The 20,522-nt window shown below is 58.5% G+C and carries 19 protein-coding genes; 13 read left to right on the plus strand and 6 right to left on the minus strand.

Translation table 11 applies throughout. The features are described 5' to 3' along the window. Positions 1 to 26: 26 nt before the first annotated feature. The 3 genes from thrS to INR77_RS02195 are packed head-to-tail and all read left to right on the plus strand — an operon-like array spanning position 27 to position 3,538. Entirely contained in the window at positions 27 to 2,027 is a 2,001-nt protein-coding gene (thrS, locus tag INR77_RS02185) for a threonine--tRNA ligase (protein WP_223072319.1), read from the plus strand. A gap of 4 nt (positions 2,028 to 2,031) precedes the next feature. Beyond that, positions 2,032 to 2,790 (plus strand): sulfite exporter TauE/SafE family protein, encoded by a 759-nt coding sequence (locus INR77_RS02190; protein WP_223072320.1) that lies wholly within the window; start codon positions 2,032 to 2,034, stop codon positions 2,788 to 2,790. Positions 2,791 to 2,803: 13 nt separating this feature from the next. Next, positions 2,804 to 3,538, plus strand: a complete 735-nt coding sequence (locus INR77_RS02195) for a sulfite exporter TauE/SafE family protein (RefSeq protein ID WP_223072321.1) — start codon at positions 2,804 to 2,806, stop codon at positions 3,536 to 3,538. 167 nt (positions 3,539 to 3,705) lie between these two features. Here the strand turns inward: INR77_RS02195 and INR77_RS02200 are convergent, their stop codons facing one another. After that, positions 3,706 to 4,683 carry an agmatine deiminase family protein gene (locus tag INR77_RS02200; RefSeq protein WP_223073364.1) on the minus strand — a complete coding sequence of 326 codons (978 nt, stop codon included), beginning with the start codon at positions 4,681 to 4,683 and terminating at the stop codon, positions 3,706 to 3,708. A 106-nt stretch (positions 4,684 to 4,789) separates the two neighbouring features. On the opposite strand from INR77_RS02200, the gene glnE reads away from it, so the two are divergent. The 9 genes from glnE to INR77_RS02245 all read left to right on the plus strand — a co-directional run bounded on the left by glnE (position 4,790) and on the right by INR77_RS02245 (position 15,960). Next, the gene (gene glnE, locus INR77_RS02205) at positions 4,790 to 7,513 is read left to right on the plus strand and encodes a bifunctional [glutamate--ammonia ligase]-adenylyl-L-tyrosine phosphorylase/[glutamate--ammonia-ligase] adenylyltransferase (protein WP_223072322.1); all 2,724 of its coding nucleotides are present in this window, start codon (positions 4,790 to 4,792) and stop codon (positions 7,511 to 7,513) included. 4 nt (positions 7,514 to 7,517) lie between these two features. Continuing rightward, complete coding sequence (locus tag INR77_RS02210; RefSeq protein ID WP_223072323.1) at positions 7,518 to 7,991, plus strand: peroxiredoxin; 474 nt, start codon at positions 7,518 to 7,520, stop codon at positions 7,989 to 7,991. A 6-nt stretch (positions 7,992 to 7,997) separates the two neighbouring features. Then, positions 7,998 to 8,789, plus strand: coding sequence for a ferritin-like domain-containing protein (locus INR77_RS02215; RefSeq protein ID WP_223072324.1), 792 nt, complete (start codon positions 7,998 to 8,000; stop codon positions 8,787 to 8,789). 160 nt (positions 8,790 to 8,949) lie between these two features. After that, entirely contained in the window at positions 8,950 to 9,681 is a 732-nt protein-coding gene (locus INR77_RS02220; protein ID WP_223072325.1) for a M23 family metallopeptidase, read from the plus strand. 267 nt (positions 9,682 to 9,948) lie between these two features. Beyond that, complete coding sequence (locus tag INR77_RS02225; RefSeq protein WP_223072326.1) at positions 9,949 to 11,487, plus strand: acyl-CoA synthetase; 1,539 nt, start codon at positions 9,949 to 9,951, stop codon at positions 11,485 to 11,487. A 3-nt stretch (positions 11,488 to 11,490) separates the two neighbouring features. Beyond that, positions 11,491 to 12,780: a cytochrome P450 gene (locus tag INR77_RS02230; protein WP_223072327.1), complete on the plus strand. Its 1,290-nt coding sequence runs from the start codon at positions 11,491 to 11,493 to the stop codon at positions 12,778 to 12,780. 357 nt (positions 12,781 to 13,137) lie between these two features. Then, positions 13,138 to 13,782: a YqiJ family protein gene (locus tag INR77_RS02235; protein WP_223072328.1), complete on the plus strand. Its 645-nt coding sequence runs from the start codon at positions 13,138 to 13,140 to the stop codon at positions 13,780 to 13,782. 89 nt (positions 13,783 to 13,871) lie between these two features. Next, on the plus strand, positions 13,872 to 15,635 hold the full coding sequence (locus INR77_RS02240) for a flotillin family protein (protein WP_223072329.1): 1,764 nt from the start codon (positions 13,872 to 13,874) through the stop codon (positions 15,633 to 15,635). A 154-nt stretch (positions 15,636 to 15,789) separates the two neighbouring features. Next, positions 15,790 to 15,960, plus strand: a complete 171-nt coding sequence (locus INR77_RS02245) for a hypothetical protein (protein ID WP_223072330.1) — start codon at positions 15,790 to 15,792, stop codon at positions 15,958 to 15,960. A gap of 119 nt (positions 15,961 to 16,079) precedes the next feature. Here INR77_RS02245 and INR77_RS02250 read toward each other — a convergent pair whose 3' ends face one another. Further along, entirely contained in the window at positions 16,080 to 16,958 is an 879-nt protein-coding gene (locus INR77_RS02250) for a UTP--glucose-1-phosphate uridylyltransferase (protein WP_223072331.1), read from the minus strand. A gap of 128 nt (positions 16,959 to 17,086) precedes the next feature. Between INR77_RS02250 and murA the strand changes: the two genes are divergently transcribed. Beyond that, positions 17,087 to 18,370, plus strand: coding sequence for a UDP-N-acetylglucosamine 1-carboxyvinyltransferase (gene murA, locus INR77_RS02255; RefSeq protein WP_223072332.1), 1,284 nt, complete (start codon positions 17,087 to 17,089; stop codon positions 18,368 to 18,370). On the opposite strand, the gene INR77_RS02260 is transcribed toward murA, so the two are convergent. The 4 genes from INR77_RS02260 to phbB form a co-directional block, all read right to left on the minus strand. Then, positions 18,367 to 18,627, minus strand: coding sequence for a ribbon-helix-helix domain-containing protein (locus tag INR77_RS02260; protein WP_223072333.1), 261 nt, complete (start codon positions 18,625 to 18,627; stop codon positions 18,367 to 18,369). The two genes, murA and INR77_RS02260, sit on opposite strands and share 4 nt — an antisense overlap. Beyond that, positions 18,624 to 18,833, minus strand: a complete 210-nt coding sequence (locus INR77_RS02265) for a TIGR03643 family protein (RefSeq protein WP_223072334.1) — start codon at positions 18,831 to 18,833, stop codon at positions 18,624 to 18,626. Before INR77_RS02265 ends, INR77_RS02260 begins: the two co-directional genes overlap by 4 nt. Before the next feature lie 78 nt (positions 18,834 to 18,911). Next, positions 18,912 to 19,565 (minus strand): PilZ domain-containing protein, encoded by a 654-nt coding sequence (locus INR77_RS02270; protein ID WP_223072335.1) that lies wholly within the window; start codon positions 19,563 to 19,565, stop codon positions 18,912 to 18,914. Positions 19,566 to 19,755: 190 nt separating this feature from the next. Next, a complete protein-coding gene (phbB, locus tag INR77_RS02275; RefSeq protein ID WP_223072336.1) occupies positions 19,756 to 20,478 on the minus strand; it encodes an acetoacetyl-CoA reductase in 723 nt (240 codons plus the stop codon). Positions 20,479 to 20,522 lie beyond the last annotated feature (44 nt).

Genomic DNA, 20,522 nt, shown 5'->3' on the forward strand with positions numbered 1-20,522 from the left:
GTCAAACGTGATTTGGAAATGAGACGATGACCGACCTCTTTAAGATCAGCCTCCCCGATGGCTCCGTGCGCGAGATGGAGCCGGGGGCGACGCCTTATGATGTGGCGGCTGCAATTGGCCCGGGCCTTGCGAAGGCTGCTCTGGCAGCACGCGTGGATGGCGAAGTGCGAGATATAAATCGTCCCTTCGACGGCGATGCAGAGCTTGCCCTGATCACCGCAAAGGACGAGGAAGACGCGCTCGAACTGGTGCGCCACGACTTTGCCCACGTGCTGGCAGAGGCGGTGCAGGCTTTATGGCCGGGCACGCAGATCACCTTTGGCCCTGCAACCGATGATGGCTTTTACTACGACGTAATGGCACCCGAAAGCCGCGAGCCGTTCGGTCTTGAGGACCTGCCCGTTATCGAAGAGAAGATGCGCGAAATCATCAAGGCGGACAAGCCGCTCGTGCGCGAAGTCTGGTCGCGCGATGACCTTATCGCCAAGTGGGAAGCCGAGGGTGAAACCTTCAAGGCCGAATGGGCGAAAGAACTACCCGAAGGCGAGGATCTGACCGTCTATTGGTCGGGCGAACCCGGCAGCGAAGGCGCGTGGCTTGATATGTGCCGTGGCCCGCATTTGGCATCGACCGGAAAGCTCGATCCGCAAGCCTTCAAGCTGATGCGCACCGCCGGCGCATATTGGCGCGGCGACCAGAAGAATGCGCAATTGACGCGGATTTACGGCACTGCATGGCTGAACAAGAAGCAGCTAAAGGCGCACCTCCACCGCCTCGAAGAAGCGCAGCTTCGCGATCACCGCAAGCTGGGCCGCGAGATGGACCTCTTCCACCTTCAGGAAGAGGCGCACGGCAGCGTGTTCTGGCACCCCAAAGGCTATCGCATCTGGCGCGAACTTGAGGCCTATATGCGCCGCAAGATGGACGGCGCCGGCTACCGCGAGATCAAGACCCCGCAGGTGATGGATGCGCGCCAATGGGAGCAGTCGGGCCACTGGGGTAAGTACCGCGAAAATATGTTCGTAATCCCTGACGAGGTGCCCAACACCGAGGATGAGGGCGATATCGTCTCCAAGGATGCGGATTGGATGGCGCTGAAACCGATGAACTGTCCTGCGCACGTTCTGGTGTTCAAGCAGGGGATTACCTCCTACCGCGACCTGCCGATCCGCCTTGGCGAAATGGGCTGTTGCCATCGCAATGAACCGCATGGTGCACTGCATGGTCTTATGCGCGTTCGCCAGTTTACTCAGGACGATGCGCATATCTTCTGCACCGAAGAACAGGTGGTCGAGGAGGTGCAAGCCTTCATCAACTTGGCCGACAGCGTGTACCGCGATTTTGGCTTTGATTATAAGATCAAGCTCGCGCTGCGCCCTGAACAACGCTTTGGATCGGATGCGGATTGGGACAAGGCCGAGCAGGAACTGCGCGACGCGCTTTCTGCCAATGGCCTCGATTGGGAAGAGTTGCCGGGCGAAGGTGCATTCTATGCGCCAAAGCTTGAGTGGCACCTCACCGATGCGATTGGGCGGACCTGGCAGGTGGGCACGATCCAGTCCGACCGCGTGCTGCCCGAACGCCTTGATGCTACATACATCGGCGAGGATGGCGAGAAGCACCGCCCCGTCATGCTCCACCGCGCGATCTTCGGGTCATACGAGCGCTTTATCGGCATTCTGATCGAGCACTTTGCAGGCCGCCTGCCCGTGTGGCTCGCGCCAACGCAGGCGGTGGTTGCGCCGATTGTCTCGGACGTCGATGGCTATGCCAGCGATGTGCTTGCGAAGCTCGAAGCCGCTGGCATTCGCGCCTCTAGCGATCTGCGCAATGAGAAGATCAACTACAAGATCCGCGAACACTCTCTTGCGAAAGTTCCGCACCTTTTGATCGTTGGTAAGCGCGAGGAAGAGGAAGGCACGGTTGCGATCCGAACTTTGGGCGAGAAGGATCAGAAGGTCCTGCCGCTGGACGAGGCGATTGCGATGCTGAAAGGGGCTGCGACCCCGCCCGATCTCAAGGCGTAAACACTTGGACTTTAGCGCTGGAGAATTCCTTGCAGGCTTCACCGCTGCGCAAATCGCGGTTGCGGTGGCGGCCACATTGGGCGCGGCGTTTATTCGAGGGCTCACAGGGTTCGGCTTTGGCATCCTGCTGGTGCCGATCCTCGCGCTTGCGCTCACCCCGGTTGAGGCGGTGTTGGCGATCAATATCATGGCCGGGCTTTTGGCTCTCACTGAGATCCGCATGATCCTGCGCGAGGCTGAGCGCAGCGCCTTCGTGATCGGCGGACTGGTGGTCTTGGCGACCACGCCGGGGTTGATCTTGCTCGATGCAACGCCGCAGAACCTCGCGCGGCTGCTCATAGCTTTGATCGCGCTGTCCGCGTTCTTCGCCATTCTTTTGCCTAAGCGAAGCGCCGCTCAGCCCGGACCTGTGACCACGGGCGCGGTGGGCATCTCAGCAGGCGTGCTCACGGGCTTTGCCGCCATGCCGGGGCCGCCCGTGGTACCCTACTACGTGGGGCGCGACATACCGCGTGTTACTGCCAAGGCCTCAATGATCGGTATCTTTGGCCTCGCCGCAGCAGCCGGAATTGGCTCAGGCGCAGCCATCGGCGTGCTCGAATGGCGCATTGTGGTCCTTGGTCTGGCGCTCTTCCCGCTGGTGCTTTTTGGCAATTGGGTGGGCAGCCTCGCCTTTGGCAAGGTTAGTGATCCCGTCTGGCGCGCCTGTGTTGGCGTGGTCCTTGGAGCCGCGGCCATCGCGGCGCTTGTGAAGCTGATCTAGAAGACAACCTCTGATGTTCGGCTTTGCACCAGAGGCGATTGCAATCGCAGCCATCACGGCCTTTGCCGCTGGCTTCGTGCGAGGTCTAGCAGGCTTTGGCTTGTCAGTGGTTCTCGTCCCCGTGCTTCAACTCGCCATTGCGCCAACCGCCGCCGTTCTTGTCGGGATTGTGTCGCTGTTCCTGATTGGTCTGACCGACATTGGCCGGATCAAACGCGATGCAGATAAATCAGCGATCCCGCTCATCATGATTGCGCTTGCCGCAATGCCCGCAGGGCTTTGGTGCCTCACCACTTTGCCCGCTGATTGGGCGCGGCTGCTGATTGCCTGCGTCTCACTTTGCGCTTTCGTATTGGTCGTCGTGCCTTTGGGTAATGCCGCCGTGCCGCGAAGGCCCGCTTTGGCGTTTTCTGGACTTGCGACAGGGTTCTTTGGCGGTTTTGCTGGGATGCCGGGTCCGGGCATGGCACCATTTTATTTGCGAGGAAGCTTTGCGCCAGACGCAGCGCGTGCTTCGATGATGGCGATTTTCCTCGTGGTCACGCCGCTTTCCGCTGTGTTTTTTATTGCGCTAGACGCGGGCACTTGGCGCGAGGCGGCATTGGCGCTGGCGCTTTTCCCATGTGTTCTGGTGGGCGATTGGTTCGGGCACCGCGCTTATGGCCGGGTGACAGATCGGCAATGGCAAGTGAGCACGGCATTGGTTCTGGGCGCTGCGGCCACCGGTGCCCTTTGGAAGCTTTTTTAGAGCGGCAGGGGTTGGCCTGCAAAGATCAGCGCAGCCGCGCTAGCGAGTACGACGACACTGCTGAACGCGTTGTCGCGACGAGCGCGCATTAAGGAGTATGTGCTGCGAGAAAGGGCAAATGCTTGAGCCATAGCCTCGCATAATCGCGGCAAATTCCTAACGCCGGGTTAAACTGGTGGTTTGAACGCTGGCATTTGCTGGCTCGCACAGTGAAATCCGCCTCCGCCAGCCAGCACTGCACCAGCAGGAAGACCGATGGTTTCGCGGTCGGGGAACAGCGCGGCGATAGCTTCCACCCCTGCCTCATCATGGGTCGAGCCAAATGTCGGCACGACCACCAGATGAGTGGTAATGGCGAAGTTCACATAGCTTGCCGGTTCAATCGTGCCATCGCGGGTGATGAGGCCGGGGGAGGGGATCGTGACAACGTCGACACCAAACTCCTCAGCGCGCGCTTTTGCGTCGGCGTATATCCTTGCGTTGGGATCATCGCTGCCAGTAGCTTCAGGCACGACCAAACGGTTGGGTGCCACAAAGCGCGCCAGATTGTCGACATGACCATCGGTATGATCGTTGATCAGCCCATCGCCGAGCCACAAGATCCGATCAAAGCCCAGCATTTCGGCAAGCTCAGCTTCGATCTCCTCACGGCTCATCTGAGGATTGCGATTGGGATTGAGAAGGCATTGTTCGGTTGTCGCTGCAAGCCCGGTCCCATCCCCGTCCACTGCACCCCCTTCAAGGACCATACTGGATTTGATGACGCACATTCCAGCACCACGGCCAAGCTCATTCCCGATGGTTTGGTCGCCTTCCATCAGATATTTGCCGCCCCAGCCATTAAAGCCGAAACGTACAGCCGTCGCTCGGCCACAGAGCATGACGACCAAAGGTCCAGTATCGCGCAGCCACACATCGCCATATGCGCGCCGTTCGAGGGTGACTGCTCCGCCGACAAGGGAGCGGGCGCGGGCTTCATTGGCCTCATCTCGCACCAGAAGCCGCACATTCTGTCCGCTGTCCGCGACTGCACTGGCGAAGGCTGCGATTTGCTCCTGCGCCACTTCAAGATAGTCGGGCCATTCTTCGGCCAGATGCGGAAAGCCAATCCACAACCATTCTTGCGGCGCCCACTCAGGCGGCATTATCGCATTGCTCACACGTCACTCCCGGTCGGAAACTGGACCAAATTCCCGAAGGCCTCTTACAGATGGCCTTGCGCCCTGCAAGCCGCTTCGCCAAGTGGAAGGCATGGGCACGAGCGGCGAACATGATTGGGCAGATGCTATTGCGCGGGCGCGCAGGTTCGCGCCCTTCCTTATGCGCGCTCTGGAGCGTCAGCCCGATCTAGGGGCGTTTTTGGCAGCGGGAGATGGCGAAGGCGCGCTTGAATGGTCACGTGCGCACGCAGAGCATGAAGACACCGCAGTTGCGCTTCGTCGCCATCGTTTGGCACTCGCCACCACTCTTGCGATTGGCGATTTGGCAGGTGCCTTCACGCTTGATCGGGTAATGGACGAACTCAGCCGCTTTGCCGATCATGCCCTGGATAAAGCCATTCGCAGCGCGATTTTTGACCGGACGGGCGAAGATCGCAGCGATGGCATGATCGCTCTGGCGCTTGGCAAGCAGGGCGCGCACGAACTCAACTATTCCTCCGACATTGACCCTATATTACTCTATGATCCCAAGACCTTGCCCTGCCGGGAAAAAGATGATCCGGGCGAAGCCGCGCAGCGATACGCTCGGCGCGTAGTCAATCTGCTTTCGGACAATACGGCCGAAAGATATGTGTTGCGGGTCGACCTTCGTTTGCGGCCCGCGAGTGAGATCAGCCCACCGGCGGTGCCAGTGTCCACGGCGCTCACCCATTATCAAGGCCAAGCGCTTGCATGGGAGCGAGCTGCCTTCATCCGTGCGCGCGCAGCCGCCGGAGATATTCAGGCAGGCGAAGCATTTCTTTCAGAAATCGCTCCCTTTATCTGGCGCCCGAAACTCGATTTTGGAGCGGTCAAAGAAATTCGCACGCTTACCCAGCGGATTCGCGCTGACAATGAGGGTGCCGATAGTCCCGGGCCCGGATTTGATGTCAAAAAGGGACGCGGCGGTATTCGCGAAATTGAGTTTTTCGCTCAGACCCATCAGCTAATCCACGCAGGCCGCGATCCGTCTTTGCGGGTTCGCGGGACGAGAGCCGCATTGAACGCGCTCGCCGCTGCTGGATGGATAGACGCGGATCATGCGCGGGTTCTGGGCGAAGGGTATGATCGGCTTCGCGTGATTGAACACCGCTTGCAAATGGTCGATGATCGCCAGACGCATAGCCTGCCTTCGGGTGAGGCGCTCGACCGCGTGGCGCAGCTTGACGGCATGGCCGATGGCGACGCGCTTGTTGCAGAGCTGACCGAACTGACCGCGAAAACGGGCGCGATTTATGATGAGCTTATCGGGCAGGAAGCGCCCGCGCCTTATCCTCAGCCCAAGCCTGAAAGCCGTGCGACGACGCTTGCGCAGATGGGTTTTGCCGATGCAGACGCGCTCGCACAGCGGATCGAAGATTGGCGCGATGGCCGCTATGCCTCGATCCGCAGTCCGCAGGCGCTCGAAGCGTTCGACCGTCTTTTGCCCCGGCTTCTCGATGCGATTGCACGAAGCGATGATCCAGAACGCGCCATCACTCGCTTTCAGGCCATTATTGAACGCACACAAAGCGCGATTGAATTGTTCCGATTGCTTACAGCCGAGCCTCGATTGATTGAGCGATTGGTCAATGCGCTCACCCTTTCACCAAGGATTGCCAGCACTCTTGCCCGCCGTCCCGAAACGCTCGACGTGCTGCTCGATCGTCAACCGATTGATTTTGAGCACACTTACGAACGCACGCTCGCACGGCTTCGTGATGGGCCTGGACGGTCGGATTATGAGGCGAAGCTTGATTGTATTCGTCAGGTGGTAAGCGAAGCGCGCTTCACTCTTGAGATCAGCCTGCTTGAGGCTGAGCACAAACCATCACGCATCGCCGCTGCCTTATCGCACGTAGCAGAGGCCGCAATAACGGCAGCTGTCGAGGCGGCGCATGAGGAATTTGCCCAAGCTCACGGCCGGATCAAGGACAGCGAGCTTCTGGTACTGGGCCTTGGAAGGCTTGGGGGAGGGGCGCTTTCGCCCGCTTCGGACCTTGATATGATTTACCTGTTCAAAGGTGAATATGGTGCAGAATCCGATGGCGAGCGCCCACTTGGCGCAACGCTTTACTACAATCGATTAGCAACCCGCGTGAATGCAGCGCTGAGCGTGCCAACCGCGCAAGGTGCGCTTTATGAGGTGGACACAAGGCTAAGGCCGCAGGGCAATCAGGGGCCGCTTGCCGTATCGATTGAGGCTTTTGCAAAATATCAGGAAAGCAGCGCTTGGACGTGGGAGCATATGGCGCTCAATCGCGCGCGGGTGCTGGCGGGGTCTGACGATGCGCGGGCGAAGGTTGAACAGATCATTGCGCGAACACAGTGTCAGGTACGCAACCCGCTGGACCTGCAAAAAGACGTGCTCAAAATGCGCGGCGATATGGCCGAGCATAAGCCACCTAAGGGTGAGCTTGATGTAAAGTTGATGCGCGGCGGGCTGATTGATGTGGAGTTCCTCGTCCACTTCATTCAGCTGCGCGATGCGTCGAAACTGGGCAGCGACAACCCTGCCATGCTCTCGCCCGATTTTGCTCTCGCTATTCCTGCGCTCATTGATTTGGGTCTGCTCGAACGGGAACTTTGGCCCGCTTACGACCTTTTGACCGATGTGCTGGTTGCCAGCCGGTTGCTCGCGCCAGAGCGTAAGGAGCCGCCACCTGCGGCTGCCAACGCCTTGGCGCGCACTTGTGGGTGCTCTAGTTACGCCGAGCTTTTGGCCAGCGTAGCTGACGCGCGCAAATGCGTGATCCGCCAATGGGCGATAAATTTTGATGAGACTTTGGAGATTTGAACCGATGACTGATTTTGCAGGACCCGGCGATGCGCTGCCCGATATTGCGATGGAAACGCCCGATGGCGGAACGGTGAAGCCATCCGATTTTGTGGGCAAGAAGCTCGTCCTCTTCTTTTATCCCAAGGATAACACGCCCGGCTGCACCACCGAGGCGAAGGACTTCACCGGGCTTAAGGGCGAATTTGACGCAGCCGGTGTGGAGCTTCTCGGCGTTTCAAAGGATTCTGCGAAAAAGCACCAGAACTTTATCGCAAAACATGATCTTAAAACGCCTCTCGCAACTGATGCTGAAGAAGGCGGGCTTTCCGACGCCTTGGGCATTTGGACTGAGAAGAAGATGTACGGCAAAACCTTTATGGGAATGGTGCGCACAACCTATCTTGTGGATGCCGATGGCAAGATCGCGCAAGTTTGGAACAAGGTGAAGGTGAAAGGCCACGCGGAAGAAGTGCTGGCCGCTGCCAAGGCCCTCTAAATTCCCATGCAATCGGTATCTTCTGCCATTCGCGCCGCGCTTCTTACAGGTGATCCGCGCGCCAAGTGCTTTGCCACGCGCGACGTGGCGCGGCGTTGGCGAAAAGGCGAGCTTGCGTTTACATTTGATGAGGCGATGCCGGATCAGCCCGCGTGGCCTGACCAGCCCGAACTCTTGCCGCCCAACAAAATGCCAAAGCGCGGCAAGTTCGGGTCAGAACGTGCGCGCATCGCCTTGTGGCATTCGCTTGCTCATATCGAGTTCGTCGCAATTGACCTGGCGCTGGATATGGCAGGGCGATTTGGGGCGGAGATGGGCGAAGAGTTTGTTTCCGACTTTCTTTATGTCGCAGCCGACGAAGCGATGCACCATGCTCTTCTTGCGCGCAAATTGGAAAGCCTTGGCAGCCATTATGGCGCGCTGCCAGCGCATGGCGGATTGTGGGAAGCAGCGCACGAAACGCGCCATGATGTCGCAGCGCGCCTGGCGATTGTTCCCATGGTGCTCGAGGCGCGCGGGCTTGATGTGACGCCGGCCACTCTTGAACGAGTCAAAGCCGCGGGAGATGAACACGGCGCGAAGATATTGGCACGCATTCTTGACGATGAAATCCGTCACGTCGGATTTGGCACCAAATACTTTTTAAAAATCGCTAAAGAATCGGGCGAAGACCCCGCCGAGGCTTGGAAATCCCTCGTTCGCAGGCATTTCAGAGGCCCCGTTAAGCCGCCATTCAACGACTCAGCGCGTCTTGCAGCCGGTTTATCGCGGGACTTCTACGAAGATATTGCGGTTTAACGAATCGGCCCGATAACTGTTTTTTACGAATTGGCTGTGCAGAAGTGTTCGCCGAATCGTTAACCACGCAAACGAAGGCATTTTCGCCTTTTTTGAGCCAGCCATGGGCGTGGGGGTAAACTATAGTGGTCGCGCACGGCCAAGTTAGGACCGGGTCAAAATGTACGCCTCTTTGCGCAGCATTTCAAAAACAGTCACCGCGATTTTCGGTGCAGCAACCTTGTTTGTGGCACCGAGTGCCCACGCCAATTCTTCCGCTAACAGCGCTGCCGATGTGACCGCTCCAATCCGGGAAACGCAGGCCGAAACCCTCGCAAACGGGGATGAGCGTTTTCGCGAATTGTTTGCCAGCTGGACCTCACTCGACAGCCTGAGCTCGACAATCGACACACCGCCAGTTGTCGTTGAGCGTCCGACGGTGTCTGTCCCGTCGCTTACTCCGGTCAATGGCGCGCGGATGAGCAGCGGATTTGGTCATCGCACTCACCCAACACGCGGTGGTCGCCGGATGCATAAGGGCGTCGATCTGGCCGCACCAACAGGAACGCCGGTTTACGCGACTGCAGACGGCATTGTGGATCTTGCACGTTGGGGCCGGGGCTATGGCCTATATATTAAAGTTGATCACGGCGCTGAGCTTGAAACGCGTTATGCGCACCTCTCGCGGCTCGCGGTTGCTGCGGGCGACCGCGTCGAAAAAGGTGAAGTCATCGGTTATGTCGGATCCACTGGTTGGTCGACCGGCCCCCACCTTCATTATGAGGTACGCGTAAATGGGGTTGCAGTTGATCCGATTCACTATATGGTAGCGGAAAGAGAAGAGGTGGACGCCCCTCAAGATCGCATCGCAATGATCGAAGGGCGTCGCCGTGTCGGTGCTGGCGGGGAGTAAGCCTCGCATTTGAGTTTTCGCCGTTATTTGACGGCTCACAAAATGCCCGCCTGGAAGCGGGTCGGACATTGGAGAGGGTGTCCGATATAGGCGGCGGGTTTTCCCGCCGCCTTTTTTGTGCGCATCCCTGAGTCGGAAACGCTTGAAGTGCAGGCGCATCACGATTTCTCCCACAAATCGCTTGAGCAGCGCGAGTAGCTCGTTAGGTTGCACTAAGAGACTGTTCGAAGATCTGATGGCTTTCGAGCAGCGAGGGAGAGAAAATCAATGAGCTTGCATCCGATCGCCCATGCGGCGACGCGCCCGGACCACCCCGCCGTCATCATGGCTGGCAGCGGTGCGCAAATGACCTTCAAGGAAATGGACGAGGCCTCCAATCGCTTTGCGCATCTGTTGCGCGCGCGCGGATTTGGCGAGGCTGATGCTTTCGGGGTCCTTCTTGAAAACCGCATGGAGTATTTCACTCTCATCTGGGGCTCGCAGCGCTGCGGGGCGATGCTGGTGCCTATCTCAACACGCCTGACCGCGCCTGAAATCTCCTATATTCTGCGCGATTCGCAGGCGAAGTTGCTGATCACGTCGCCAGCCTATGCCGATGTGGTCGAGGGTATACGCGCCGAGCTTCCCGAGCTTGAAATCCTCGTGACGCGAAGCGGGGGCGCGGACGATTTCGAGGCGGCCTTGAGTGAGCATTCGCCAGAAGCGGTCGCTGATCCGACACCGGGCCGCGTGATGCTCTATTCTTCGGGCACCACGGGGCGGCCCAAAGGCGTGCGCCCGCCGCCACCTGCTGATCCCGATGTGCAAGCGCCTGTCCCACTGATGGGGCTGGCGACGATGGGGGCTGGGATGCCGGCCGATGGTTCGATGGTCTATCTGTGTCCCGCCCCGCTTTATCACGCAGCGCCTATCGGATGGGCCTCGACCGTCCAGCGCCTTGGCGGGACGGTTGTGGTGATGGAGAAGTTCGATCCCGAAGATGCTCTGGCCGCGATTGAGAAATACAAGATCACCGACAGCCAGTGGGTGCCCACCCATTTCGTGCGCTTCCTGAAACTCGATGAGGAGGCGCGGGGTCGCTACGATCTCTCCAGCCACCAGCGCGCGCTTCATGCAGCAGCTCCCTGCCCTGTTCCCATCAAGCACGAGATGATCGAATGGTGGGGACCGATCATCAACGAATATTACGCAGGGTCTGAAGGCATCGGCATGACGCTGGTGAAGTCGGAAGAATGGCTCCAGCATCCCGGCACCGTGGGCGTTCCGATCTATGGCAAGCTCCACATTTGCGGCCCAGATGGCGAGGAAGTGCCAGCGGGCACAGACGGGCTCATCTATTTCGAGAACGACATCTTGCCGACCTATCACAACGATCCTGAGAAAACGAAGGAATCGATGCACCCCAAAGGCTGGATGACGCTTGGCGACATTGGCCATGTGAACGAGGCAGGCTACCTCTTTCTTACCGATCGCAAGAGCCACATGATCATCTCTGGCGGGGTCAATATCTATCCGCAGGAGATCGAGAACCTCCTCGTCACGCACGACAAGATCATGGATGCAGCCGTCATCGGCGCGCCGTGCCCTGAGCTTGGCGAGAAGGTAGTCGCAGTGGTCCAGCCCATGGATATGGCCGATGCGGGCGAAGCGTTTGAGGCGGAGCTGCGAGACTTCCTTGCGCCTAACTTGGCCCGCATAAAGATGCCGAAGCAATTCGACTTTCGCCCCGATCTGCCCCGCGAGGCCAATGGCAAGCTCTACAAGCGCGAGCTGCGCGATGAGTACGCCGCCAAGGCGCAAGGGTAAGCCATGGCCGCTCCTGCTATCCTGCCAGAGGACATCGCCCGCGAGGTCATCGCTCCCACCAGCTACGGTGAGTGGAACGGCATTCTCGATACCTTCGATACCTTGCGCGAAACTACGCCGGTCGCCAAGGTGGTGGCGGAGGACGACAGCTTTGAACCCTTCTGGCTCATCACCCGCTATGACGACGTGATGCGCATCTCGAAGGACAACAAGACCTTCCTCAACAACCCCAAGCCCGTCGTCTTCGCAACCAGAGAGGCGACCGCTTTCTCGCAAGCTGCGACCGGCTCCAATATGCTTGTCGACAGCCTCGTGGTCTTCGATGCGCCGGTCCATCCCAAGTATCGCAAGCTTACCATGGACTGGTTCATGCCGCGCAACCTTGCAAAGATCGAAGCCGAGATCCGCGCGCTTGCACACCGCACCATCGACAAGATGATCGAAGCCGGACCCGAGGTCGACTTTGTCAAGCTCGTCTCCGGCCCCTATCCCTTGCACGTTGTCATGCAGATCCTCGGCGTTCCCGAAGAGGACGAGCCGCGTATGCTGATGCTTACCCAGCAGATGTTCGGTGGTCAGGATGCAGACCTCTCAGGCACAGGGATGGAGAATATGTCGCCAGAGCAGGTGCTCCAACTGGTCGCAGGCGCGGTGAAGAGCTTTGAGGACTACTTCGCTGCCCTCGCCGAAGACCGCCGCGCCAACCCCACCGATGATGTCGCCAGCGTTATCGCCAATGCGCTTGTCGATGGGGAACCGCTGCCGCCGCGTGACCTTGCAGGCTATTATATCATCGTTGCGACAGCAGGGCATGACACCACCAGCGCGTCCACCGCAGGCGCGATGATGGCTCTGGCCAATGATCCGGAGCAATGGGCGCGGGTCAAGGCCGACCGCTCGCTGCTTCCCGGCATTGTTGAAGAGGCGATCCGCTGGACCAGCCCCGTGCAGCACTTCATGCGCACCGCTGCTGAAGACGTTGAGATCGGCGGGCAAGAGATCAAGGCGGGCGACTGGATGATGATCAACTATGTCGCGGCCAATCATGACCCGGCCCAGTTCGACAATCCGCGCAAGTTTGATGCGGCCCGCTCGCCCAATCGTCACCTCGCCTTTGGAGCAGGAGCGCATCAATGCCTGGGCCTGCACTTGGCGCGGCTTGAGATGCGGCTCTTGTTCGAAGCACTGCTCGACCGGATCGAGGCGGTCGAGCCAGCGGGTGAGGCCAAGCGGTCGAACTCAACCTTTGTCGGCGGATTGAAGACGCTGCCCTTGAGAATAACACCGGCTTAGAATGGGCGGCGGCCCAAGGGTTAGTTGATAAAACACTTCCCTGAGCGGGGAGTGGTCAAAACCATCAACCAAGCGCTCTGCTTACGCCGTGTAGGAAATATCGGCACTATTCGCTGAAATTAAGAGTCTTATATGGCGACACATTCGCAATAATTCAAGGTTGCGCGCGAAATATATTTTCACCTCGCGAATTATTGAAACAACATATCCGATTTTGCTGTCCTTTTCGGGCAGTATCTGTTAATACAGCATTCATGGGATCAAGTTGGAAACGTGCCACTTTTTGTGAAGGTGGAGGCGTTTTGGGAGAGCTGGACTTCACCAAAACAACCTCCCTTTATGAAAGGAGGTGAGTTCATGACACTACTTGAAGCCCACAATTTGCCTTTTGCAGGCGCGGCCATACTTCTGGTGTTTATCGCTCTTGCTCAAGTCATTGGGATGGGTGATATTTTTGACGGTGCAGATGCAGATATCAATCTGGATGGCGACATTCAGGCCGACACCGCTGCGCCCAGCGGGTTCTTCACCGCTTTGATGAGCCTTCTTGGGGTAGGCCGTGTGCCTTTTCTTATCTGGCTTGCGGTGCTGCTGTTCGCTTTCGCCGCGATCGGTGTTGCGGGTCAGCAAGCGCTGATCGGCACCGTGGGCGCGCCGCTTCCAGGCTGGCTTGCAGCGATTGCCGCCATGGCTGCTGCGCTTCCCGTGACGGGCGCGCTCTCCCGGCCATTGGCGCGGATCCTTCCGCAGGATGAAACCAGCGCGGTGGGTCTGGGCAGCCTTGTGCGCCGCGATGCCGAGATTCAGCTTGGGACCGCGAAAGCCGGCTCGCCTGCGCGCGCCAAGGTGATCGACGCCCATGGCCAGCCTCACTTTGTGATGGTCGAGCCAAACGATCCGGAGGCGACGCTCAAACAGGGCGAAACCGTCATGCTCGTGCGCCGCGAGGGGGAGACTTTCTTCGGCGTGCAATATGAAAATCCGATGTTGGCGCTGAACTAACGCAGCCAACAAAACCAATCACGCGCGCAGCGGCAGCGACCCCCGCAATGCCGGCCGCGAGCGCAAAGAACACATGCAATGGAGGGAATATGGAAAGCCTGATTGAACTCGCGATATGGATCGGCCTCGCCTTCGTGGTGCTGCTCGTCATCTTTATCGTGCTCACTTCGCTTTATAAGCGCGCGTCGAAGGAAATCGCGTTCGTGCGTACAGGTGTCGGCGGCGAAAAAGTCGTTATGAACGGAGGCGCGCTCGTGCTCCCCGTTTTCCACGAAACCATGCCGGTCAACATGAACACGCTGGTGCTATCCGTGGTGCGCCGCGATGGCGAAGCGCTTATCACGCTCGACCGTCTGCGGATCGATGTGAAAGCCGAGTTCTACGTCCGCGTTCGTCCCGATGCAGGCGCAATTGCGATGGCGGCGCAAACGCTTGGCCAACGCACGATGCAGCCGGAAATGCTCAAGGATTTGGTCGAAGGCAAGTTCGTCGACGCGCTGCGGTCTGTGGCTGCCGGTATGAGCATGAACGAGCTGCACGAGCAACGCGCAGACTTCGTGCAAAAGGTGCAGCAAGTGTCGTCCAATGACCTCGCCATGAACGGTCTGGAGCTCGAATCCGTCTCGCTCACGGGTCTTGATCAGACATCGATTGAACACTTCAACGCCAACAATGCGTTTGACGCTGAGGGTCTGACTAAGCTCACCGAACAGATCGAGGCGCGCAAGAAACTGCGCAACGACATCGAGCAGGACACCCGCGTTCAGATGGAGACGAAGAACCTTGAAGCCGACCAGCGCTCCTTCGAGATCGGGCGTGACAAGGAATACGCAAGGCTCCAGCAAGAGCGCGAGGTTGAGGTGCGCCGTGCCTCGCAAGCCTCCGAAATCGCCCGCGAACAGGCAGAGCGTAGCCGCGAAGCTGATGCCGCCCGAATTGAGGCGAAAAAGCAGGTCGATGCGCAGCAGATTGAAGCCGACCGCCTTGTTGAAGAGGCCCGGATTGACCAGCAACGCGCGCTTGAGATTGCGCGGCAGGAACAGCAGATCGCTGTCCAGAACAAATCTCGCGAGGAAAGTCAGGCGAAAGCCGAAGCAGACCACGCGAGGGCTCTGGCGGTGGCAGCAGAAGAGCAGGTTGTGACCTCGCGGGAGAGCGAAGTCGCAGAGCGTCAAAAGAAGATCGAGCTGATCGAAGCGGCAAAGCAAGCCGAGCGCGATGCAATTTCGATCAAGGTGGAAGCGGAAGCAGAGAAAGACGCCGCCACCAACCGCGCCGAAGCCTCACGTCTTGAGGCCAAGGGTGAAGCGGATGCCGAAATCCTTCGCGCCGAAGCAGACCGTGTGCGCTTTGAAGTCGAAGCGGCTGGTCAACGCGCGGTCAACGAGGCGGCCAACATCCTCTCGATGGATCAGATCAGCCTGCAAACCAAAATGGCGCTGCTTAAGGTTCTGCCAGAGGTTATTCGCGAAAGCGCCAAGCCGATGGAAGCCATCGATTCGATCAAGATCGTTCAGGTCGACGGGCTTACGCAGAAAGGTGGCGGGTCTTCGGGTGCGTCGGCTGGTTCCGGTGCCAATGGATCAGGGGGCTCTGGCAACCTCGCGAACGACGCGGTTTCAGCAGCATTGGCCTATCGCGCTCAGGCACCCGTGCTTGATGGATTGATGAAAGAGCTTGGCCTTGATGGCTCATCGCTGGGGAGCCTTGCACAAGGTGCGGCGGCGGAAGTCGCTCCTGCCAATGATGGCGATGAAGGGAAGTCTTTGGCCGAAATCATGACCGATGTCGCAGAGCAGGTCGAAGATGCCGAAGAACGCCTCGGCGGCGCAGAAGGCGAAGCGGCCGAGTAAGCCACAACCGTCACCCCGGCCCACGAGCCGGGGTGGGGGTCACTTGACTGTCGTTACTTGAATATTCGTGTATAGAACACTCGTATTATTCATCTTTTTGGCAGCTTTTCTATTTTCGCAGTGGGCAGGAAAGTCCCAGAAACGTACAGAAAGTATGAATAACGAAAACATTATCGAACTTAACATCGATGAAATTGAAAATGTTGCAGGCGGCCCTCTTCCCGTGGCCGCGTACTATGCGATCATCGCTGCCAGTGGCTTCGTAACTGGTGGAGCCGTTGGCTACGGGATGCTGATGATCGCTGAAAACATGGCACATCCTTAAGGGATAAACCGGAGACAAGGGCTGATCATGTCCACAAATCCAGAATTGAAAATCTTCGCCCTATTTTTCACTTTGGGGCTCTTTTCTGTCATAGCCGCTTACGGTTTGGCGAACAGCTTCTAGCGCAACAACCGCTCAGCCATTGCGCGCACCTCGGCGCCCATGTCCTCACGCTCCAGCGCCAGCGCTAAAGTCGCCTCGACAAAGCCAAGCTTGCTGCCACAATCGTAGCGATTGCCGTCAAAGGTCACTGCGTGGAAGGGCTGATCGCCGATCATCTTGGCCATCGCGTCGGTGAGCTGAATTTCGCCGCCTGCGCCTTTGCCTTGCGTCTCCAAAGTGCGCATGACTTCGGGCTGAAGGATGTAGCGGCCTGAGATGATCTTGTTCGAGGGAGCCTCGGCAACCGAGGGCTTCTCGACAAGGCCTGTGACCTCGGTCAAAGCGCCGTTCTCAGCGCCCGGTTTGATAACGCCGTAGCTGGAAACCTCCTCCATCGGCACTTCGAGAACGCTGATCAGATTGCCGCCCACCTCTTCATAGGCATCGACCATCTGCTTCATGCAGCCGGTCCCGCCTTGTTTGCCGATCATCAGCTCATCGGGGAGGAAGATTGCAAACGGCTCATCCCCCACAATCGCGCGCGCGCACCAGATTGCGTGGCCAAGGCCCATGGGCACTTGCTGGCGTACGGTGATGATGTCGCCCGGCGTTGCTCTGGTCGGCTCTAAAACGCCCATATCCTTGCCACGCGCGCTCATCGTGTCTTCGAGCTCGTATGCGACATCAAAGTGCTCAACGATAGCGGTCTTGCCTCTGCCAGTGACAAAGATCATCTGCTCGATCCCCGCCTCGCGCGCTTCGTCGACGGCATATTGGATCAGCGGGCGGTCAACGATGGGGAGCAGTTCCTTGGGGATCGCCTTGGTCGCAGGCAAAAAGCGCGTGCCCAGTCCCGCCACGGGAAAGACGGCTTTCTTGATCGGTTTCTGGCTCATTTGGCGTGTCCCTCAGTCGATTTTATCGTTGGCAATGCCGTGCCCCCTGCGCTGCCTTACGTCAATGCTGCGGATGGCGAGCGCTTGTTCAGTTGCGCGCTAGCTGAGTTTTGTTAAGGCATTTGTGCATGGACAAATTGATTATCAAAGGCGGCAATCGCCTCTCAGGCACTATTCCGGTTTCAGGCGCGAAGAACGCGGCGCTGACGCTTATTCCTTGTGCGCTTTTGACCGAAGAGCCGCTAACCCTGCGCAATTTGCCGCGCCTTGCCGACATTGACGGGTTCCAGCATTTGATGGGCCAGTTCGGCGTGACTGTGAGCATTCAGGGCAATAACCGCCCCGAAGATTTCGGCCGCGTGGTGACATATCAGGCAGCGCGCGTGACTTCGACCGTTGCGCCTTACGATCTCGTGCGAAAAATGCGCGCCTCGATCCTTGTGCTTGGCCCAATGCTGGCGCGCATGGGAGAGGCGACGGTATCGATGCCGGGTGGTTGCGCAATCGGGAACCGTCCGATTGACTTGCACCTGAAAGCCTTGGAAGCGTTTGGGGCGGAAATTGAGCTTGCCGCAGGTTATGTAAAAGCCACCGCGCCTGACAGCGGGCTTCCGGGCGGCGATTTTGACTTCCCCGTCGTCTCGGTTGGCGCGACTGAGAACGCGTTGATGGCAGCAGTTCTCGCCAATGGCACCTGCCGCCTGTTCAATGCCGCGCGCGAACCTGAGATTGTCGACCTGTGCAATCTGCTCGTCGCCATGGGCGCAGAGATTGAAGGGATCGGCACGAGCGACCTCACCATCCACGGGGTCAGGCGCTTGCACGGCGCGACTTACCGCGTGATGCCTGACCGGATTGAAGCGGGCTCCTATGCTTGTGCTGCCGCAATCACTTGCGGCGACGTGCGTTTGGAGGGGGCGAGCGCGCACGACATGGCCTCAACCCTGCACGCGCTTAAAGCCATTGGTTTGCACGTTGAAGAGGACGCAAAAGGCGTCACCGTCAAATCCAATGGCGCATTAAAGCCCGTCGATCTCACCACCGCGCCTTTCCCCGGCCTTGCCACTGATATGCAGGCGCAGTTGATGAGCCTTTTGTGCAAGGCGGAGGGGACAAGCGTGCTGAAGGAGACGATTTTCGAAAACCGCTTCATGCACGTTCCCGAACTTGCGCGCATGGGCGCCAACATCGCCACCGAAGGTCGCACTGCGATTGTGAAGGGCCCTGCGGATTTGACTGGCGCGGAGGTGATGGCAACGGATCTGCGCGCCTCGATGAGCCTTATCATCGCGGCTCTTGCGGCTGAAGGTGAGACGACGGTACGCCGCATTTATCACCTCGACCGCGGGTATGAGCGGCTTGAGGAGAAGCTCCAGTTGCTCGGCGCCGATATTCAGCGCGTAGACGACTAGGCTGAAACTCCGCGCTTGTTTGCCACCAACCACACCCTGATCGCACTTGCTAGCCCCGGCGGTGTGTCGGACTGAATGCGCTCTGCGTCTATTTGGGCGACGAGCGCGCTTACTGGCATTTCTGCCTTTTCGGCTGCATCTTTTAGCATATCCCAGAACACCGGCTCCAGGCTGATGCTTGTCCTGTGCCCCTCAATCGCAATCGAGCGCTTCACCGGCGGGTGATAGGGAACGGGCCATTGGTGTTGTGGGCTCACTTATAATGCTCGCGCCGGTCGGAAAACTCGCGCACCCGTTTGCGCCAGGCGCGATAGCTGCCGGGTTTAAGATTGTCGCGCATCAACTCCTTCACCTCGCTTTCCTTAAGGCCAAATTCGGCCTCGATCACAGCAAAAGGCGTATGATCGCTCAAGGCCATTTCGATAATGGCGCTTTTGTGGGCAGGGGAGAGGGTGTGGGGCATTGCTTTGTCAGTCCGTTTGTAATCAAACGTCTTACAACGCCGCTGGTTTCAGGAAACCCGCAATCAGCCAGAGTACGCTTATGCCGCCCGCGCTTTCGCCAAGAGTTTGGCAAAGCGGCTTTTCTTCATGTCACCAAAGGGCTGCAATTGCATCGCGCAATGCGCCAATTCCTCGCTTTCGAGCGGGTGCTGGAATTGCAGGCCGTAAAATTCACCTTCACTCCAGCGCACTTGCGCCAAGCGCGGCGACATTCCGGGAAGCTCAAAACTGATAAGGCCGCGCGTTCGAATATCCTCAAAGCTTGCGATCTTTGCTCCTTCGCAAGACAGATCGACCAGCTTTGCATCAATCACCTTTCGCGCATCCTGAATCCGCGCCGTGCCTTCGATATTGAGCCGCAAGGGGCGGATGGGGTGCGGGGTTTCCTCGCGCAGGAATTCATCCAGAGTGATCGTGCAGCCAAAGCGGTATCCCGCCTGACGCGATTGTGCCCACATCCGCTCCACCGGGTAAGTCATGCCATTGGCAAGCTGAAGGATGGTGCGCGTCTCAGGCGGTACATCGTGCAGGAAACCAAGGCCGATGCCGTTTTCCGACACATCGCGAATAAGGGTGAGATATTCGCCGCTCTGGCACACCAGCTTGGCGCGGCGCAGCATCAGGCTCGCACGGTGCGACTGCCGCTTGTTTGCGCCTTGTGCCTTCGTGCTTTTTGAGCTCGACTGTTCCACCTTGCTTGCTCCTTCGAGGCTCTTTGCCAACAGGGCCAAAGCCTGAGATGCAAGCGGTCTGCGCCGTCCGAGCCATTCAAACTTTCGTAACCTGTGTTAAGAGAAGCTAGGCCAAGAGGGTTAATAAAGCCCTAAAATTGTGTGCCATATACCGCGTAAGGCGGACACATCATCGCAACAGCATTAGGGGTTAGTACATATGCTGGCCGCCATTTATGCTCATGGTCGAGCCGGTCATGAACGCGCCATTGTCCGATGTGAGGAAAGCGACGCCGCGTGCAATCTCTTCGGCGTGACCAAGGCGACCAACCGGGATTTTGGCAACGATCTTCTCCAGCACAGGCTCCGGGACTGCTGCGACCATGTCGGTGTCGATATAGCCCGGTGCAATGGCATTGACCGTGACACCAAATTTCGCGCCCTCTTGCGCCAATGCTTTGGTAAATCCGTGAATGCCCGATTTGGCGGCGGCATAGTTTACCTGTCCATATTGGCCCGCCTGTCCGTTGATCGAGCCGATATTGACGATCCGGCCCCATCCACGTTCGCGCATTCCGGGAAACGTCGCTTTGGCCATGTTGAAACACCCGCCAAGATTGACGCGCATCACATCGTTCCAATCATCAAAGCTCATCCTGTGGAGCGTTCCGTCGCGGGTGATGCCAGCGTTGTTGACGACAATATCAACGGGGCCGTGTTCCTCGGCGACCTTGGCGCAGCCTTCAAGGCAGGCCTCGTGATCGCCCACGTCCCATTTGTAAGAGGGGATACCGGTTTCTTTGGTAAAGGCGGCGGCGGCTTCGTCATTCCCGCCATAATTGGCGATGACTTTGTGGCCCTGGCGTTTGAGGCGCTGGCAGATTGCCTCGCCAATTCCCCGCGTTCCGCCTGTGACGATGGCGACTCTGCTCATTGGTAATCCCCTCCATTCGTTATGAGAAAGGAGAGTAGCCGCGA

Origin of the sequence: Erythrobacter sp. SCSIO 43205, from assembly GCF_019904235.1 — a bacterium.
In the GTDB taxonomy this organism is placed as follows: Bacteria; Pseudomonadota; Alphaproteobacteria; order Sphingomonadales; family Sphingomonadaceae; genus Erythrobacter.

Excerpts from the sequence above, each read along its gene's own strand:
- INR77_RS02215 (WP_223072324.1), top strand. The coding sequence starts at position 7,998 with ATGCAATCGGTATCTTCTGCCATTCGCGCCGCGCTTCTTACAGGTGAT.
- INR77_RS02245 (WP_223072330.1), top strand. The coding sequence starts at position 15,790 with ATGAATAACGAAAACATTATCGAACTTAACATCGATGAAATTGAAAAT.
- glnE (WP_223072322.1), top strand. The coding sequence starts at position 4,790 with ATGGGCACGAGCGGCGAACATGATTGGGCAGATGCTATTGCGCGGGCG.
- INR77_RS02230 (WP_223072327.1), top strand. The coding sequence starts at position 11,491 with ATGGCCGCTCCTGCTATCCTGCCAGAGGACATCGCCCGCGAGGTCATC.
- INR77_RS02235 (WP_223072328.1), top strand. The coding sequence starts at position 13,138 with ATGACACTACTTGAAGCCCACAATTTGCCTTTTGCAGGCGCGGCCATA.
- INR77_RS02250 (WP_223072331.1), bottom strand. The coding sequence starts at position 16,958 with ATGAGCCAGAAACCGATCAAGAAAGCCGTCTTTCCCGTGGCGGGACTG.
- INR77_RS02200 (WP_223073364.1), bottom strand. The coding sequence starts at position 4,683 with ATGCCGCCTGAGTGGGCGCCGCAAGAATGGTTGTGGATTGGCTTTCCG.
- murA (WP_223072332.1), top strand. The coding sequence starts at position 17,087 with ATGGACAAATTGATTATCAAAGGCGGCAATCGCCTCTCAGGCACTATT.
- INR77_RS02220 (WP_223072325.1), top strand. The coding sequence starts at position 8,950 with ATGTACGCCTCTTTGCGCAGCATTTCAAAAACAGTCACCGCGATTTTC.
- INR77_RS02240 (WP_223072329.1), top strand. The coding sequence starts at position 13,872 with ATGGAAAGCCTGATTGAACTCGCGATATGGATCGGCCTCGCCTTCGTG.
- INR77_RS02210 (WP_223072323.1), top strand. The coding sequence starts at position 7,518 with ATGACTGATTTTGCAGGACCCGGCGATGCGCTGCCCGATATTGCGATG.
- phbB (WP_223072336.1), bottom strand. The coding sequence starts at position 20,478 with ATGAGCAGAGTCGCCATCGTCACAGGCGGAACGCGGGGAATTGGCGAG.
- INR77_RS02265 (WP_223072334.1), bottom strand. The coding sequence starts at position 18,833 with ATGCCCCACACCCTCTCCCCTGCCCACAAAAGCGCCATTATCGAAATG.
- INR77_RS02225 (WP_223072326.1), top strand. The coding sequence starts at position 9,949 with ATGAGCTTGCATCCGATCGCCCATGCGGCGACGCGCCCGGACCACCCC.
- thrS (WP_223072319.1), top strand. The coding sequence starts at position 27 with ATGACCGACCTCTTTAAGATCAGCCTCCCCGATGGCTCCGTGCGCGAG.
- INR77_RS02195 (WP_223072321.1), top strand. The coding sequence starts at position 2,804 with ATGTTCGGCTTTGCACCAGAGGCGATTGCAATCGCAGCCATCACGGCC.